The following is a 16815-nucleotide window of genomic DNA, read 5'->3' on the forward strand; positions in this document are numbered from 1 at the left end:
CCAAGCGGGGTGACGTGGCGAGCTAAAACAATTGGCTTTCTTCGATGTCGCCCATCACGCCATCGACTTCGCTCTGCCAGCTTCGTGAATCGTCGTCGACAAGATCCAATGCAGTCGATTCTGATTGGCCTTGTGAACTGGCTTTATTCAGATAGTTGATCACGCGAAGTGCATCGAGTGCGGTCACCTGCGTGTCGCCATTGACATCAAGGTTATAAGGGCTGTTCGCCGTTTGCTCACCCGAAGCACCGCCGCCCACGGTTCGCGGCAGATAGTTGATGATCAACAGCGCGTCTTGCGCCGTGACCACGCCGTCCTGATTCACATCCTCCGCCGCAGCAATCTGTGTCGTCGGTGTCGGCGCAGGAGTTGGCGTTTCAGTCGGCGTTGGCGTGGTTTCGCTCACGGTCGGTGTCGGTGTGGTTTCCAGCGGAGTCGTTGCCGGAGCGACGCTGGTCAGTGCCACACTTTTGACGATCGTCGCAGGAAGTTCCGTGCTGAGTGCGGTGGTTGATTTGCCGCTAAAGAAGTTCACGTTTTGGCTGTTGATTCGGTCCGCATCAGTGGTGTTTGGGAACAACTTGTCGCCGTATGTAAAGTACTCGACGACTTCGCCTTCGGCGTTGATCTGCAGAATGTGGCGGCCTCCATTGGAATCCATGTAAGCGGTTGGCCCGCCAAAGACGGCGTTCGCAGGCACGCGGTACCCAGGACCGTCAGCGCCGTAAGTTCCATTGGTATCGTTGGTCAAATTGGCAACACGCCACTGTCCGCCAGGCGGCAGTGTGAACTCGATCAAGTCACCCCCGTTGGTTCCATAGACACGAATCGTGCCATCGTCTTCGACTAGCGGTGCGACGTAGGTGTAAACACGCCCGGTAAACGGTTTTTGGAAAGGAAAGTAGCCATAGTTCGCACCATCATTTTTTGTCGGTGAACTGTCGGCCGTGATTTGGCTGATGTTTTCGGCCGTGGCAATGTTGCCGTTGGCGTCGAGTGTCCAGTGAACGAGGCGTGAAGTTCCATCGGTAGCAAAGATATGACGTGTGCCAGCGATTACTAACGCGCGGACGTTCCGCATCATCCGTATGTCGCGATCGATATTCGAAGTTTCGGGATTGATATTCTCAATTTTGTGAACTGTCGTCCCTGATTCGGTAACCGAGTACTCGATCAGACTGCCCGTCTGGTTGGTTCCATAGACATAGGTTTTACCGTCCAGTTCGATCGTGCTGGTGGCCGAATAGACTCGTCCTGCGATGGGTTGTCCACTCTGCATCGTCAAATCACGAAATTCCTTGGGGTTGTCGATGGGAAGAGCAAGCAAGTGACCCGCTGCGGTCGTTACCGCGAAGCCCAGTTTTCCTGCAGGCACCGGATCTTCGGCCAAGATGTGATCGTCGATGTGATACGGAGTCACCTGCCAATTAGCCATCTCGAAAATATCCTTGTGATCCCAATCCGTTCCAGCCGGAGTAAACGTGTACTGAACAACGCCGCCTTGAGTTGATCGTCCCATCACACGCACGCTACCGTCGAGCGTCGTCATTGCGCTGGCTTCGCCAGTAATCAGTAATTCGGCAGCCTCCGTTTCTGTAATTCGATTCTTGTTCACCATTTCAGCGAGCAAGTTGATTTGCTCGTCCGCGATCATGCCGTCACCGCGCGCGGTCAGCACCAAACTTCCGTTTCGCAAGACTTGAAATGCCATCCGCGCTTCGCTGATCACCCCTGCGGGCGTGGCGAACTCTGGCGTCTCGGGTTTGGTGGCCACACTCATCTGCCGCCGCGCCGATTCGGCAAAGATGGTGGTGCTGAGATGATCGCTTTGGGCGAGTGAACCATACAGCGTGTTGGCCGCATTGAGAGCCCCGCGAAACGGGCCTTCGCCGTTTCCGCGGCGCAGTGCCTCGGCGGCAACTTCATACTGGTCCACTCCATCCATTTGGCTGCGGTCCAGCGAACGGGCTGGATCCGTACCGGGCAACCCATCGACTTTCGCTTTCAGAAAAGTCGACGTCGTGGTTGCTTCGTCCAACATGATCCGAGTGTGTTGCGGCGTCTGTGATTCGTGTGACACCATTGCATCGGCGGTAAACAATTGCGATTCGTTGAATTCATCCAAGTTCAATCTTGCTACTCCGCCCTGCGGGTCAATCACAAACGTGGTTCCGCTGCGGTCAACGAAGGTTTGGTTCGGACCCGAAAACGTCGAATTTGCTACAGCGCCAGGAATTTTTTGGATTTGAATCGAACGCACTTTGGGGCTGATTTGTGTAACGTCGCGGCCTTCTTGGACTGCCCGAATAATCTCGCCCACATTCATCGTCGCAACAATGCCATCCCCGCTGGTTCTGAAATTAAAACCACTATCGGTGAACACCAGTCGGTCGTCTTCGGGGATTCCCGGCGTTTCGTTGTCATCAAACGCCGTGAACAACAAATGTGCGGCAGAATCGGGGACACTTCTCTTAATGGCAAATTGATACCATTGATCGGTTTCGCCGGGAATCAAAAGTGCCAAACGTTGAGTCGACTCGCCCCCTTTCACGTCTCCGTTCAGCATCCAAACGTAGGTGGAACCATTGCGCTCGTCGACGATCGATTGGACACCATGGACGTGGAAATCGGTACTAATCTTTGTATCACTGCCAAATTCTTTTGGTATGACATGCGCAGTCGCTATTGCAGATTGGGTGTTGAGCGTCGCAGGTCCGTTGCCGCTGGTCGGGTTGTCGAAATTCAGTTCAACGACCGTGCCAGAGTCTTCGGCTGTGATCCAGACACTACCTTTCGTATCGACAAACACGGCGTGCCCTACTTTTAATGGCACGGCTTCGTCGGTCGCTTCCGATTCCGCTTGAGTCGTACCGCCACTTGCCGCCCCGTTTCCGGTGCCACCACCATTACCAATGCCACCAATCGAAGTGGTTGTGTCATCATGATGTGCCTCAAGTTCAAACTGACCTGCGGTGTCCTTGAAATCGAATGTAAACAACTTTCGTTGAGCGACGTCATAGTACGAGACACGCAGGATTTCGCTGTTGACGGCGTCTTCGGGGGCGTCATCGATAGATGGTCCTCCATTGTTGCCTTCGACTTGGTTTCGATAGACAAACCAAACACGGGGTGTTAGATGCGTGTTGAAATCAAAGAAAACACCGTGAGGGTCAAAGGCGGTTCGAACCAAAACTCCATCCGATTCACGGATCACGGGGATACTAACATCGTGAATTTCGACCGAGCCCGTTGCGGGATCAAATTGCCCGAGATGGTGTCCATCCTCCATCGTAAACCAGACGGTTTGAGTCGTTTTGTCAAACGACATTTGCCATGGTCGCAGCCAGGCAACTTTGTCGTTGATATTGACCTTGTCGAGTGTGGCGGTCGTGTCGAGATCAAGCGTAAGGGTCGTTCGCTGGGTAGCATCCTCTGTCACGGAACTGGCGACTCGGATCGGCGTCGTCGCAGCAGCGATGTTGATCGCATAGCCGGTGGGGATTTGCTGATCAACCACAATTTGTTTCTGACTTGGTCGCACCTCCAGCACACTTGCACCGATGAAGAACGATTCTGTGAACACAGGCGTGCTCGGTGCATTCTGAGTCGCGTTGCTTTCCGGCAATACAAATATTTGCTTAACAAGTCTCCCCGTTTTGCCTGCGGAGTCCGTTGCGACAAAGGTCAGGTCATACTGCTTGCCAGGATCGAACTCGACGCCGGGTAAGAGCGTGACTTGGACCTTTTTTGTTGCATTGATATTGGCTCCCACGAGGGTCGATGCTTGCGAATCAAACGTAGCCACACCCGCACCGATGGGGTTCACCAAGTCGTCGTTCACAAACAGCGAGACGACGACTGTATTTATTAATTGCGCATATCGTTGATCGACAAGTTGGACTTCGAGTAAGGGACGCGTTGACCTTGTCATCGGTACCGGCAGTGCACTGTTGGGAAGTGCGTTATCCGCCGTGGCGAATGCAAATTTTGAGAGCGTTGGTGAAATGGGATCGACCACGGCGATATAGGGTGCCGAGCTGCCACTCGTGTTTCCCGCAATGTCGGATTGGACCGCAGTGTATTGAAACGTCTCGCCATTGTTGGCGACGACCGGATCATCGCTTAGTGCCGAAACGGTTTGCCCGGCTGCAGGCGTTTTTATTTGAATGACACCTGCATTTTCACGACTTAATGTTACTTCGGCATTGATTTCGGTGTTCGAAACGACGATCTCGCTCGGGGACGCGGCAACGACAGGTCCTTGGGAACCTGCGGAAAGAGTCGGAGCGACAGGAGAGGATGTGTCAATCTGAAGCGTCAACTCTGGCGATGTGATTGCCGGATGCAAATTATCTGTCGAGACAACGACGACTTTGTAGGAGCCATCGATAAGCGTGTCGGGAAAAGTAGCTTCGTAGGTGTTGATTCCCGACAATGTACCAGGGGCTTCGGTCACCACCGTCCCTGAATTATTTCGGATTTGGAATTTTACCTCCAACGCGCCCCTCACAACTGATGTGAATGTCAAATCACGGTTCTCATTGGTGATCGCATCATTGTTGTATCGACCGGAATCGTCGTTGGAACTCAATCGAGGCGGATCGGTTGCCGTGGGAGGCGATGTGTCAAGTTCCCACTGCTTGTTGGCGGATCCACTTCCCGAATTACCCGCAAGATCTGTCACCCCAGTGGAATTGACGGTGAGTGAGTAGTCACCATCAACGTTAGTAAGTCCCCCGAGCCCGCTGACGACAAACGTTTTTGTTGTGCCGCTTTTGAGTGAAACGTTGACAGCATTAGTGATCAGGTTGGATCCGCCGCCACGGGTTAGAGTAATGTCGTCTCGTGTGAAGGTCGTATTTTGAATTTTCTCTGAAAGCGTTACCTCGACTTGATCGACAGGCGTGTTGCGACGCTCACCGATTTCCGTGTCAATGGTGGCCGTTGGACGAGTCGTGTCGAGAGTCAGGGTAAAGCCTAGGGTGTTGCTTACCTCGAAGACGCCCGGACGGCTTAAGAATACGTGAAATGAGTTTCCGGACTCCTTGAGTTTGTCGGCAGGCAAAGAAAACTCAAAGGTGAACGTTTGGTTATCCCCTGAGTTGACAAGGTTTGCTGCCGTCAAACTGCTCACGGGAGTTAGATCCGAACTTTGCCGGAGTTGGATCAAAAGGTCATGTGGAGTCGCGTCTGCAGATTGCCCCTTAATGGTCCCTTCGATCTTATATGATTGAGGCGCTAAAACTCGTTCATTGATGTTGATAATACAGTCGTTGTTGACATCCTGTTGAACATTGTCCAGGCGAATAAAATGGTCATCACCAACGGTGAAATTCAGTTGGGGTGGTAACGTAAGCAACCGTCGATCTTCCAACTGCTCCAATTTCAACACATGACGTCGATTTCGCTTTTTTCGAGACTTCGTTCGGGATGGGCGTTTGGTCATCATGGTGCTCTTCACTTGGCGTCAGAATCTGCAATCTGGTAAACCCATCTCGATCTAATTAACCGGATGCCTGGTCGGGGGGGTGCCAGCACCCTAGCTTAACAAAAGCCAACCTTTCCGTGTTTATCTAAACCCCCTGAGTGGTCTGGTTTGTTGGGGTTGGCAATCTTTCGGGGGTGCCCTGGCTACTTGCCCCCTCAATTTGGTAATGAAACCTCTCTAACTCTTCCGAAACAATCTTTAGGTGCAATCCCTGCAATCGGATTCACCACGAAGGGTCGCAAAATCAGCAAAACAGAACGTTCTGTCGCGATTCCTTGAATCAAGATTGGAACCGACAACGGAAATCGTGATGAAGAGATACACGTCAACCCACTCAAAGTTCCGCAGCTGGCGCGGCTCAGTGGCACTGACAACGTTGTTGTTAGGAACGTCTATTGGGTTTGCTGATGACCCACGCTGGATCCCCACCGACGAGCTCCAGGCATCCCATGTGTCAGTGCCCTCGCTGATCGACGGAACGACAGTCTCGGAATCGGTCGATCCGTCATCCGATCGGGCCGGGGACGTTGATCTTGTCGAACGCGAGTTGCGATTGCAGCGTGCGATCGCCGATTCGCTGGCAGGTGACAGCCAGAAAGCGATCGATTCGCTCGGTGACCCCGCCAGCAATGACACCGCGGCGCTGTACGCTTCGGCGATGTGGATGATGCAAAATGGTAAAGTCGATGAGGGGATGCGGACACTTCGCTTGATCGCGACCCGCGACGACGCCCCGCCTGAAATTCACAAGTTTCTAGCGGTGGGCCACCTGCATCTCGATCACCCCGAATCGGCTGAGGCTGCCGCTGAGGTTTATCTCGATTCGAATCCGAATGATGCTTACACGCACTACGTTCGCGGGCTCGCGATCTTGCGTCAAGATGATCCCGTGCGAGCTCACGATTCGCTCCGCCAAGCAGGCTACGATGAAGACGACGTGGCTCAGATCCAAACCGTGGCGATGCAGGTGCCCGTCGATGTCATGCAGCGCCGGTTGACGATTGGTGAACCGATCACGGGAATTCAAAATCGATCTCGTTACGACGACGGATGTGACTCGCTCGGCGGTGGCCAAGACGAAAACAAACCCTACAACGTCACGATCCTGTTTGCCGGCGAATACGACAGCAACGTGCCGCTACAACCTCGTTTCTCAGGCCTCGGCTCGAACATTGATCACGAAGACTATCGCTTCTTGATGGCTTCGTTCTTGGATCTGCAGCTGATGACGACCGAACAGTTCAACGTCGGGCTCGTCGGCAGCACCTATAACACGTTCCAGGTTGATGCGAACGAGTTTAATATCCAAGACTACATGGGCGGTGCGTACACCAACGCCTTGTTGACCGAAGATTTGGTCGGTTCGTTGCGGTACGAGTACCACCACACGTTGGTCGACAGCGACCGATTCGCGGACGAGCATCGTTTGACTCCGTCATTGACTTGGCTTGGATCTCGTGGACACACGACGCTGTTTTACGAATTCAATCCGATCAACAGTCGTGCTCCCATGCTGATTCCGGCGCAGAACCAATCGACCGACATTCATCGCACCGGGATCACCCAAGCTCTGTATACGTTTGGCGGTGAAGGGCGTGTCTATGGCGGTTATCAATACGCCGAAGGGCATGCCGTCGGGGCGGACTTTGATCGTACGACCCACATGGTCACCGGACGAATCGAACGCCCCCTGCCGCGAGGTTGGATTGCTGATTTGGATGTGCGGTATGTTTGGGATGACTATGCCAACCCCAACAGCTTGGATTTCTATGATCGAGCACGTGATGACGAACGCGTGGAAGTTCGCAGCGGGTTGCAAAAGAACTTTGCAGCCCCCGTTAGTTTGCGATTCGATTACACCTACATCAACAACGATTCGAACACTGCAAACTTGTTTGGCGTGCGGTTCTATGACTACGACCGACACATCGTCAGCACGCAGCTAATTTTCTCGCTTTAACCATCGTTGTTGATCGCTCCACGATCAACAACGGCAACACGATCCATACGTAAAAGTCAGCGAAATTGGCTGTGATAGAGATGAAAGTATTCATGATGAGTTTTATCCGATTCCGTGCCGTAATGATCTGTGTGCTTGCGTTGGCAACGTCGAACGTTGTGGCGCAGACGAACGACACCTCGCATCCCGAGGCTGCCGCTCGCTGGATCGGCACCGTGACCCTCTGTGATGGCGACGCGACGCTGTATCGAGGCGATGATGCTTACCAAGTTGTCCGCGGCGCGGGATTGCGTTTGGGCGACACGCTTGAAACGACGGCGTCGGCAAAGCTGACGCTGGCGACCCAGCAAGGCCCTGCGATCACGATGGGCGGGGGAGCGATCGTCACGCTCAATCGAACGGGCAATCGATGGTTGGTGGACCTCGATCAAGGTCAGGTTCGCTTGGTTCACGATGGTGAATCCGAACTGCGTTTGACCAGCCCCGATGGGGAAATGTGGCTCGAACGCGGCATCGTTCAAGTCGACAAAACGGAGCGAACAATGCGGTATGAATTGGTCGCCGGTTCGGTCCTGCACCGACTCGATGAAACCACATTCGGACGCAATTCGCAGCGTGGTTCGTTTCAACTTCCCACCGACGGTAAAATCCAAGCCGCCTCGCAAATCGCTTGGAACTTTCAAGCCGAACAAATCCGCTTGGCAGCCGCACTGCAAACCAGTCCGATGTTGCAGCCCCCGGCAACCTCGTCACCCGACGGTGCTCCCGGATCGCCATCGGATGCATTTCCGCCTCCTGACGGATTGTCGCAAAACAATCAAAACTTTCCCAATGACGACGACGACGATGATCCTCGTTTCGCCCAAGATCCTTTAACGCCCGATCAAGCACCCGCGGGGACGCGTGGCGGATTTGACGAGGGCGGCAATGCCGAGATGGGAATCGGTGCGAGCACCAACACGTTTGCTGGCAGTAGTTCGCTGAGTCTGGGATCGTTATCCAGTGCTACCGGGACGTTCGCCTCGGGCGGTATCTTTGGCGACGCCAATCAACAAACGGTCCAAGGGCGAGTCGACTACGATATTAAGCCACTTTCGGAAACCGGACCTTTCACGGAGGGAGATCCCTTCCCTGGTGCGATCCACTTGGTGACTGCTGAAAATCGATTGCCATTCAGCGGCGTGCAACTCTCCGCAACGGAGTTTTCGACTCTGTTCACGGGCGCGGCAGATAAGTTCTATTCGATTGGAACCGGTGCGGCGCCAAGCGGCCAAGTTTTGACGAACTTTTTCACGGGTACCGGAGCGACCCCCACCGTGATCGATATCCCAGGATTCAACGCACATTTGATCGAGCTTGATCAATACGCGATTCCCGATCCTGCTCAGGGAGCACTCGACAGTAACATTGGGTTGACCGGTTTGGTTGGGGCCAATCCAACTGGCCCCACCGTGGTCGGTGATACGCCGCTGGTGGATGAACGAGCACAATTGAACTCGGGAGCGACCTTTGCTCTGGGGGAATTCTTGGTGACCAGCGACGGGGGCAACGGAATCACCTTTACCATCCGCCGCAGCGATCAGGATCGACTGATTGTCAAAGACTCCGGTGGAAACGATGCCAACGACCTCGTCCAGCCCAATACCGACGTGACATTCGATGATGCGGTCGACTCGCGTTTCTTGCCTCAGTCGCCCACCGTCAAAGTGCCTGAGTCGGTTGCGAACACGGGCGTTGGCGTTCAGGAGTTGAACTTCATGCGTCGTGCAGCGTTCACCACCTTGGTGGCTGATCAATTGCAAGATTTCTCGCGTCGAACCGGGCAAACACGGTTTGTCGTCGACGGCAAGATCATCGATATCTCAGGCTTCCAACCGACGCGATAATCGAGCGTCGGTAGTGGACGAGGCGACGAGTCCTCGAATACTAGTCGTGGACGAGGCTACGAGTCCCTGGATATCAGTCGTCGAAGAGGCGATTTTCTAGGTCGAAGACTCCCGCCGAGCCCTAAAAGTAACCGTACTGCGGTCCGTAGAAACGGTTGTTGAAATTGCCGTAATAGCGGCCTTGGTAATAGCTACGTCCCGACGGCAATCGCGTCGCCCGGCTATTCAGATTCCGAGTCGGATAGCCGCCCATCATCGAGCGTGAATTTGATGGCGAGGACCAACTTTGAGTCGACATCGACGAGCGTTGGTTTGCCGATCGCAAACGGCTGAAAAGACCCTCCGCTTGAACTTCGCCTGCACCGGCGAAAAAGAGGGCGGTGCAAATCAATGCAGCGATTCGTAGCGGTTTCATAGAGATATGGCTCGGTTTTATGTTGAGGGACGCGGGACGTTGTACTAGGGGGCCAAAGGGTGCCTCGGAAGGATTGCTCTCTAGTCTATTTGCCTGATGCGGCAATTCCACTGTTTCGTCAGCGAGAACTGCAAACAAACGCGGCCCAGGCATAGGGATGGCTGCGAAGTCCGGCATCTGCCGATGACAGCATGTCGATCTGAGCCCCACGAATCGACTCGCTGACGGATTTTCCCTGCCGCCACAGATGGTCGTAGAAACGTTCCACAAACGCGACGGTTGCGGCGTCATCGATCCGCCACAGCGTCCCGATCACGTTTTGGGCCCCGGCGGCGTGGAAACTGCTAAACATGCCCGCCATCCCCTGCCCCGCCTGGGCCTGCCCGAGTCCTGATTCACAGGCACTGAGCATCACTAACGAGGTTCCCGAGAGATTCAGTTTTCGGATCTCCGCCGCGGTCATGTACTGATCATCTTCGCTGGCGGTTTTCTCGTCCTCCGTCGTCGCTGGAGCCACTATCAATCCGGTGCTCAGCAGCGTGGTGGCACCGCTGATCGCAAACGCGTCCGCCGCATTTTCGCGTTGAAAAAAGCCGTGCGTAGCTAAGTGAATAACTTCTTGGCCAACCATCGCACTGGACAATGCCACCTCGGTGGCCTTGGTGTCCGACAATCGCATGACGCGAGCCTTCGGGAATTGTTGGTGAAACAACGCTTCGACATGTTTCGCTTCGGTCAGTGATCCCGGAAGCAACGGCCATTGGCCTGTGAGTGGGCCGTAGTCAATCCCGCCTGCAACGAGCAGAGACTTGTTCGCTTGGTTCTGTGCCTTTGCTGTGATCTTTGCCCTATCCACGTCGCTGGCCAATTCGATCGCGACCTGTTCGATCCAGTAACCGTCGCGATCGACAGCTGGAAGGGCAGCCCATGGAATCCGGTAGAACATCGAATCGCCGCGAACGCGAAGTTTCGAAAACGGCATCTCGCAATCCAGCAACGGTTGTTGAACCAGTCGGGCGACGGTGTTTGCAGCGACGTCCATATCGGGTAACTGTTCGGTGATTGTTTTTCGCCAACGTACAATCGCGGCATCGACGTTTTGGGCATCACCAAAGGAGACACGTTTGACTCGGCCGCGATTGTTCATCACAAACGCGACATAGCGAGACCCGGCACCGATCCAGCCGCCTTTGGTCGGAGTGGCAAATACACGAGTCTGCAGAATGTCCAGCATCAATTCGTCATCGAAAAGTTGCGGTGCAATCGTGTCGGCGGTTGGTTCCTCTTCGCGTGGGCGAATTTTCTGGTACGAAACGCTCCGCCGAATTTCTTGCAGTTGATCTTCGAGATCCGCGATCTCTTTCAACAAGGCGCGACGGCGAAACAGCGACACGCGGCGAAAGTAGGCTTGATGCAATTGTTGCATCAATTCTTGTTCGCGTTGCTTGATTTCAGAATCGGTTGTTTCCTTGAATGCCTGATCGTATCGGTCAGCAAGTCCCTTCCACCGCAGCACGACGTTGTATTGATCGGCGTCAGGAATCTGCAATTGCGGAGCGAGTTCCAAGAACGTGTCCAACGTCCCAGGCCAAGCCACGCTTTCAGGATGCACGCGAGCTTCTTGGATCAGTGCGAGTCGATCGCGAGCCGACGGCGATTTCGCCAGCGCCGCACAGACTCCTTGATAGGCCAGGTCCTCAGCTTGGATGACCCATTGCTTTGCGTCGACCAATTGGCCTTGCAAACATGCCACGCGGGCTCGGCAGGCAATCGCTTCGCTGTAGCGAGGATGGTGAACCGAATAATGCGTTTTAAAATGGTTTGCAGCATCCGAGAAATGCTCCGCTGCTTGCGAAAGCTCGTTACGGGCCATCGCGATCCAGCCAAGATTGATTGACGATTCACCAATCGTCAAGTCAGCGGGGTCCACGTGAGCTTCGTAGGTTTGCTTGGCAGACTGCGTCAACTCGGCGGCTTTGTCAAAGTCGGCGGTCAGGTAATAGTTGATCCCCAAGTTGTTGGCGACGTTGGCGGCCCGCAGTGGGTCGACACCGATTTTTCCCTGCAGCGCCGTTTGGGCGTCGATCAATTCATTGCGAGCAATGATGAAGTCGCGGTCTCCTTCGATCGCTTTGGCCAAATTGATTCGCCAATCGGTGGCGGATCGCAGGTCGGGGTTCTGTTGCTGAAACGCACGCGAGGATTCCAGCAGTTTGCGGGCCTCGCGGTAATCGCCCATCTGCAGCGCCACGAGCGCTAACATGTCATTGGCGATCATCGGCAAGTCAGGTCGCCCCGTTCGTTTCGCTTGCCGTGAAAACTCGCGTGCAGCGTCATAGGCTTCGGCGAGTTGTCGGCGTTTTAAACGCAGCGTGACCACCAAACTCCAATATTTGGCTCGCCACTGCGCTGCCACCTGATCGTCATCAATGACACTGCGAAGCTCGCGGAGCACGGTTTCGAGCGAATCGTCCATGCCGACTCGCATGCAATACTCGGCAAGCGCCAGCCGAACAAGACGGGTAACTCCGACCGGGATTTCAGCGGACGTCATTGTTTCTTCGACTTCGGCGAGTTGTTCTTGCAGCAGCGTGAAGTTCTGCTCGACCGAGTTTTTAAGTTCCAGCTTCGCGAATTGCGAGAACGCCAGTGCATCGATCACCAACGATTGAACTTCGTCGTAAAGCGAACGGTGCTCCTCGATCAAACCGATCGATTCGGCTAGCGTCTCGATCGCTCGCTGCGAATTCATTTGCTGCTTGATCGCATCGATCCGCACCAAATAGGCCATCGAGGTGACTCGGCCCGCAGAACTGGGTGCCGCATCCCGAGCCGCATCCGTCAGCGATTGAATCGCCCGGTCGGGGTGTCCTGCGTCAAAGTCAATTTGGGCAGCAATGATCAGGTAACGAATCCGCTCGGGATCGTCGACGGCAACGTCCTCACTGACTTTGCAGAGTTCCAAGATCTGCTCGGTCGCTTTTGCCGCGGCCTCGCGATCGTTGTCGCTAAGTGACTGCATCGCTTGGTCACGCAGTTCGTTCAAGCGTGTTGCCGGCACCTCGGCGTAGATCTCGCTTCCAATCGCCAAGCTCAGCAGCATGGCGACAATGAATGTCGTTGTTCGCTCCGCGAACTTACGTATTGATCGCGGAGCGATCAACGACAATGGGGTACAAGACAAAGTCATTGCGTCTGGATCGCTCGAGCAACGTTGCTGTCCGGATGGCTGGCGACCAACAGGGCGGCCAGTTCGGATGCCATCGCAACGGTTTCTTTATCTGTGCCACTGGATAATGCGACGTCGATCAGGGACCACAACGCAGTTAAATCGGTCGGATTCTGAGTCAATATCTTGTCGTATGTTTCCATGGCGGCGAGGAGATCTTGATCCACAAAGCGAGCGTAATCGCCCTCGAGTTCGAGAATCGTGAACGGCGAATCACGCTTGGGGTTGCGTTTTGAATACGCGTCTAGAAGCGTTTGATTGAGACGTTCCTCATCACCCAGTTCGTCAAAACAACTCGCTTTCAATAGATAAGCCTCGATGAAATTGGGTGAATCTGCAAGGGCTTGATCCGCCGTGGAAAGGATCGCTTGGCAAATTTCTTTTCGCTTCGCTGGATCCTGAATTGTGACAACGCTTCGCAGTAGTCGCGTTCCGTGAAACCATAACTTGACCGCGGCAAGCGATCCGTTGGGTGCCAGATCGATTGCATCTTGATGCTTGGTGGGCAACGCGTCGAACGTCGTCATCACATGGGTGCGTGCCTTCATTGCTGCGGCGATGACCGATTGGTTAGCATCGTCGAGTGAAATGACAGTCGGTTCAAGCTGAGAATCGTCTTTCACTAACACCATTTCAATTTCGGACGGTGTACGTAATTGGCAACACACGATCAAGTCGATGTGGTGTTCCTCGGCCACCGATCGTGCTGCATCCACCGTACCGGCGTCGGCAAACAGCCGATCCGTAGTTGAGGTATCAACAAGCACAAGCTGGTCGGAAAACCGCATCCCCTCACGCACCAACGTCCCAAACACGCTGACGTCACTCGGCGAGTCGTGCGCATCCTGCTGATTGGAAAGCACCACCACGGCAATCCGCTTTTTGCCTTCCAGCATTTCTTTTGCACTGCGTTGAGCCTCATGGCTCATCGCCAACGAGCGGAAATCGGTCCACGCCGGTCCACGACTTAAGCGGGCTGTGCGGGGCCGACTGGGACTGACCGACGGAGTAATCATCGAGCTGGCAATGGTGGCAGCAACTATCAATTGATGAAAAAACATTGCAATAGGTCCGCGCATAAAAGGACGAGCGATTGTGTTGGGTAGCGCAACGGCGCCAGCAGGTCATGACGCTTCTATCGTATCCAAACCCTTCAGTGCCTGCTCCGCATTCTGGCGAATTTCGTCTGCCCAATCGAGTGTTTCGTTCGTCTTGGGCAGCGTTTCAATTGCTTTGCGTAAACTCGCTGCCGCTGCGGCCGGTTTGCTCTTCACGAGTGATGTCCCCAAGGCAAGGTGCGCTTGGGCGGCACAACGCCGAAACGATAGCTGCACTGAGTTTTGCAGTAACATTTGGTCGGCCAACTTGACCGCAAGTTCGTACTGTGAAATCGCGACGTCCAGGTCGCCTTGATCGATCAACAAATTTCCGAGCCCAGTCAGAGCCAACACTTGTCGTTCTTTTAGTTGCGGGATCGCAGGATATTTTTCCACCATGCCCGAAAAGAACTTGATCGATTCGGAGAATAGCGATTTCGCCCCGTCGATGTCTTGCACGTCCAGCTGAAGGTGCTCTGCATAGTTTCGCAACAGCAATGCGTATTCTTTTGCTGCCGCAACATCGTTCGGATCGCTAGTCACCAGCCAACGAGCTTGCTCGATTGCATCTTGATAGCGATCGGCGATCCGTTTGTCGGTGGTTTTGTTGACCCACATCAATTCCAAACGTCCCAACGCTTCGTTGTTCAGTGCACGCGTCAATTCAAATCGTATTTCTCGCGTCAATCCAGGCTCAATCGATTTGTCCTTCGCGTCCCGCAACGACCGCGTTGCCGACTCGAACGACTCGACGGCGGGCAACCAGCGCTGCTCGTCAAACGCGATCACCCCTTTTTGGATCATCGCTTGTCCACGTAATAGCAGAGCGTCTGCCGAGGTGCGAGAATCGATCACGACCTGATCCACAATCGGCATCGCTTGCGTCAAACTCGCGGTTGCCGCCGTCGTGTCGCTCTGGTCGCCATGCAAACGACTGCTTTCGATCATCACCCGCGCCAGCATCCTGTGGTCCTCTTTGGTATCCAGTTCTCGTAGGATTTTGCTGGCATTAGAAAGCGATGCCAAGGCGTTGGGGATAAGTCCTAGTTCACGTTGTACCTTGGCAAGCTCGAAGGAGACGGCGGCGGATTCGCGACGTAGCTCGGGTTCATGCGACGGGAACTCCGCCATGCGTTGATACGACTCGGCGGCATCGGTGAGCAATTGTTCACGAACATCGGTCGCATCGGGGACTTCTTTGAGCCGTTCGCTTGCTCCGGTTAACAAGCGGTCGGTGGCTTGGCGAGCTAATTTGTACAGCTGGGTCGCTTCGCCTCTTGCTTGCTGTTGTTGTTTTCTCGCTTGATTGATGCGGTGTACGGCAAATAAACTGGTCAACGTTAGAAGGATTAGCGACACGGTAGCCCATCGCACAAACGTTTCGTGTTGTCGCTTCCATCGATATAGACGCTCCAAGGATGATTCTTGGTAAGCCGATACCGGTTCGTCATCGAGCCAACGCTGTAAATCGTCTCGCAATTCCCCCGCACTTTGATAGCGGTTTTCTCGCAGTCGCGAAATCGATTTGGTGGCAATTGCGTTTAGCGAGCGAGGCGTCGATTTTTGAACCTCGATGGCGGCCGGGATCGATCCTGACTCCATCGCCTTCAGTGCCTGAGTTAGGCTCATGCCTTTGCATGGCGGGTCACCGGTCAAAACCTCGTACAGCATCGCACCGATACTGTACAAATCCGAACGACTGTCGATGTCTTGCGTTTGTCCATTGAGCTGTTCGGGGGGCGCGTAGGCGATCGTCCCCATTGCGGTACCCGCCCGCGTGTCGTCAAGCTTTGAACTGCTGACGGAAACCGGGGACTCGGGCAACGGTTCCGTTGCAGCGAGCGTTGATTCGTACTCGACTTCACTGCTTCCCGTGGTTTTCGCCAGTCCCCAATCGATAACCAAGGTTTCGCCGTAACGTCCTAGCATGACGTTGTTGGATTTCAGGTCGCGGTGCAATACGCCGCGGCTGTGGGCATAGTGCAGCACGTTACAGACGTCGATCAACCGTTGCAAAAGTTGACGTAGCCGCGGCCCAACAAACGATTCTTTACCCGCCGCGACCGCTTCGTGAAATTGTTTGATGTGATTGCGAAGTTCGCTGCCCGTGATCAACCGCATGGCGTAATACGGCCGCCCGTTTACTCCAGTGCCCATGCTGTAGATCGGGACCACGCCGGGGTGCTCTAGCAGCCCGGTGACTTCGGCCTCCGCACAAAAGCTGTCGCGATGCCGGGGATCATCTGCACATTGATCACGAATTTCTTTGAGCGCGACTTCGCGATTCAGCTCGGTATCAAAGTAGATCGAAACAACCCCGAGTCCGCCAACCGCAAGCGCTCGGCGAAACTGGTAGCGACCTCGCTGCTCGGGCTTGGTCTGACTCGGCTGGGTTTGGAACGGGTCTTCTCCGTCCATCGTTTCAGCGTTCACAACGGATACAGGCATAGTGGGGTGATAATGGAGGGCGACTGAACCGCCCGTCCTGTTCCTGCGATTGTACATGATTTTTATGTGTAGGGCTGCGAGGTCTCAATACAGAGCTGGGCGGACGGAGCAGCACGGGAATCGCCGCGTCTTCGATTGCCGATCGTCCAATTTGATTCGTGAGGATGGTCTCAAATCGATCACAGCATTTGTGTGCAGCTGACTCGCTAACTCGAATTCAAAATCGTGTAAGCATGGATTACGGGAATTCGTATTCGGTTGCAATTTTCGAAGAGAACGAGACGTCGTTCGG

At 54.4% G+C, this 16815-nt stretch carries 7 protein-coding genes; 2 read left to right on the forward strand and 5 right to left on the reverse strand.

The window, feature by feature from the left end:
• Positions 1 to 22 precede the first annotated feature (22 nt).
• Positions 23 to 5449, reverse strand: a complete 5427-nt coding sequence (locus SH528x_RS04375) for a dockerin type I domain-containing protein (RefSeq protein ID WP_442509309.1) — start codon at positions 5447 to 5449, stop codon at positions 23 to 25.
• A 349-nt stretch (positions 5450 to 5798) separates the two neighbouring features.
• On the opposite strand from SH528x_RS04375, the gene SH528x_RS04380 reads away from it, so the two are divergent.
• Both SH528x_RS04380 and SH528x_RS04385 read left to right on the forward strand, forming a co-directional pair.
• Positions 5799 to 7448 carry a hypothetical protein gene (locus SH528x_RS04380; RefSeq protein ID WP_442509310.1) on the forward strand — a complete coding sequence of 550 codons (1650 nt, stop codon included), beginning with the start codon at positions 5799 to 5801 and terminating at the stop codon, positions 7446 to 7448.
• Between the two features lie 92 nt (positions 7449 to 7540).
• Positions 7541 to 9334, forward strand: a complete 1794-nt coding sequence (locus SH528x_RS04385; RefSeq protein WP_442509311.1) for a hypothetical protein — start codon at positions 7541 to 7543, stop codon at positions 9332 to 9334.
• A gap of 121 nt (positions 9335 to 9455) precedes the next feature.
• On the opposite strand, the gene SH528x_RS04390 is transcribed toward SH528x_RS04385, so the two are convergent.
• The 4 genes from SH528x_RS04390 to SH528x_RS04405 form a co-directional block, all read right to left on the reverse strand.
• Complete coding sequence (locus tag SH528x_RS04390) at positions 9456 to 9749, reverse strand: hypothetical protein (RefSeq protein ID WP_442509312.1); 294 nt, start codon at positions 9747 to 9749, stop codon at positions 9456 to 9458.
• A 118-nt stretch (positions 9750 to 9867) separates the two neighbouring features.
• Complete coding sequence (locus tag SH528x_RS04395; RefSeq protein ID WP_442509313.1) at positions 9868 to 12939, reverse strand: CHAT domain-containing protein; 3072 nt, start codon at positions 12937 to 12939, stop codon at positions 9868 to 9870.
• On the reverse strand, positions 12936 to 14039 hold the full coding sequence (locus SH528x_RS04400; protein WP_442509314.1) for a tetratricopeptide repeat protein: 1104 nt from the start codon (positions 14037 to 14039) through the stop codon (positions 12936 to 12938). Before SH528x_RS04400 ends, SH528x_RS04395 begins: the two co-directional genes overlap by 4 nt.
• A 63-nt stretch (positions 14040 to 14102) precedes the next feature.
• Positions 14103 to 16523, reverse strand: coding sequence for a protein kinase domain-containing protein (locus SH528x_RS04405; RefSeq protein WP_442509315.1), 2421 nt, complete (start codon positions 16521 to 16523; stop codon positions 14103 to 14105).
• Positions 16524 to 16815: the final 292 nt, after the last annotated feature.

Origin of the sequence: Novipirellula methanifontis, assembly GCF_052161655.1 — a bacterium.
In the GTDB taxonomy this organism is placed as follows: domain Bacteria; phylum Planctomycetota; class Planctomycetia; order Pirellulales; family Pirellulaceae; genus Novipirellula.

What these genes read in the sequence shown, in the direction of transcription:
- SH528x_RS04395 (WP_442509313.1), bottom strand. Translation starts at nt 12,939, where the DNA reads ATGACTTTGTCTTGTACCCCATTGTCGTTGATCGCTCCGCGATCAATA.
- SH528x_RS04380 (WP_442509310.1), top strand. Translation starts at nt 5,799, where the DNA reads ATGAAGAGATACACGTCAACCCACTCAAAGTTCCGCAGCTGGCGCGGC.
- SH528x_RS04400 (WP_442509314.1), bottom strand. Translation starts at nt 14,039, where the DNA reads ATGTTTTTTCATCAATTGATAGTTGCTGCCACCATTGCCAGCTCGATG.
- SH528x_RS04390 (WP_442509312.1), bottom strand. Translation starts at nt 9,749, where the DNA reads ATGAAACCGCTACGAATCGCTGCATTGATTTGCACCGCCCTCTTTTTC.
- SH528x_RS04385 (WP_442509311.1), top strand. Translation starts at nt 7,541, where the DNA reads ATGATGAGTTTTATCCGATTCCGTGCCGTAATGATCTGTGTGCTTGCG.
- SH528x_RS04375 (WP_442509309.1), bottom strand. Translation starts at nt 5,449, where the DNA reads ATGATGACCAAACGCCCATCCCGAACGAAGTCTCGAAAAAAGCGAAAT.
- SH528x_RS04405 (WP_442509315.1), bottom strand. Translation starts at nt 16,523, where the DNA reads ATGCCTGTATCCGTTGTGAACGCTGAAACGATGGACGGAGAAGACCCG.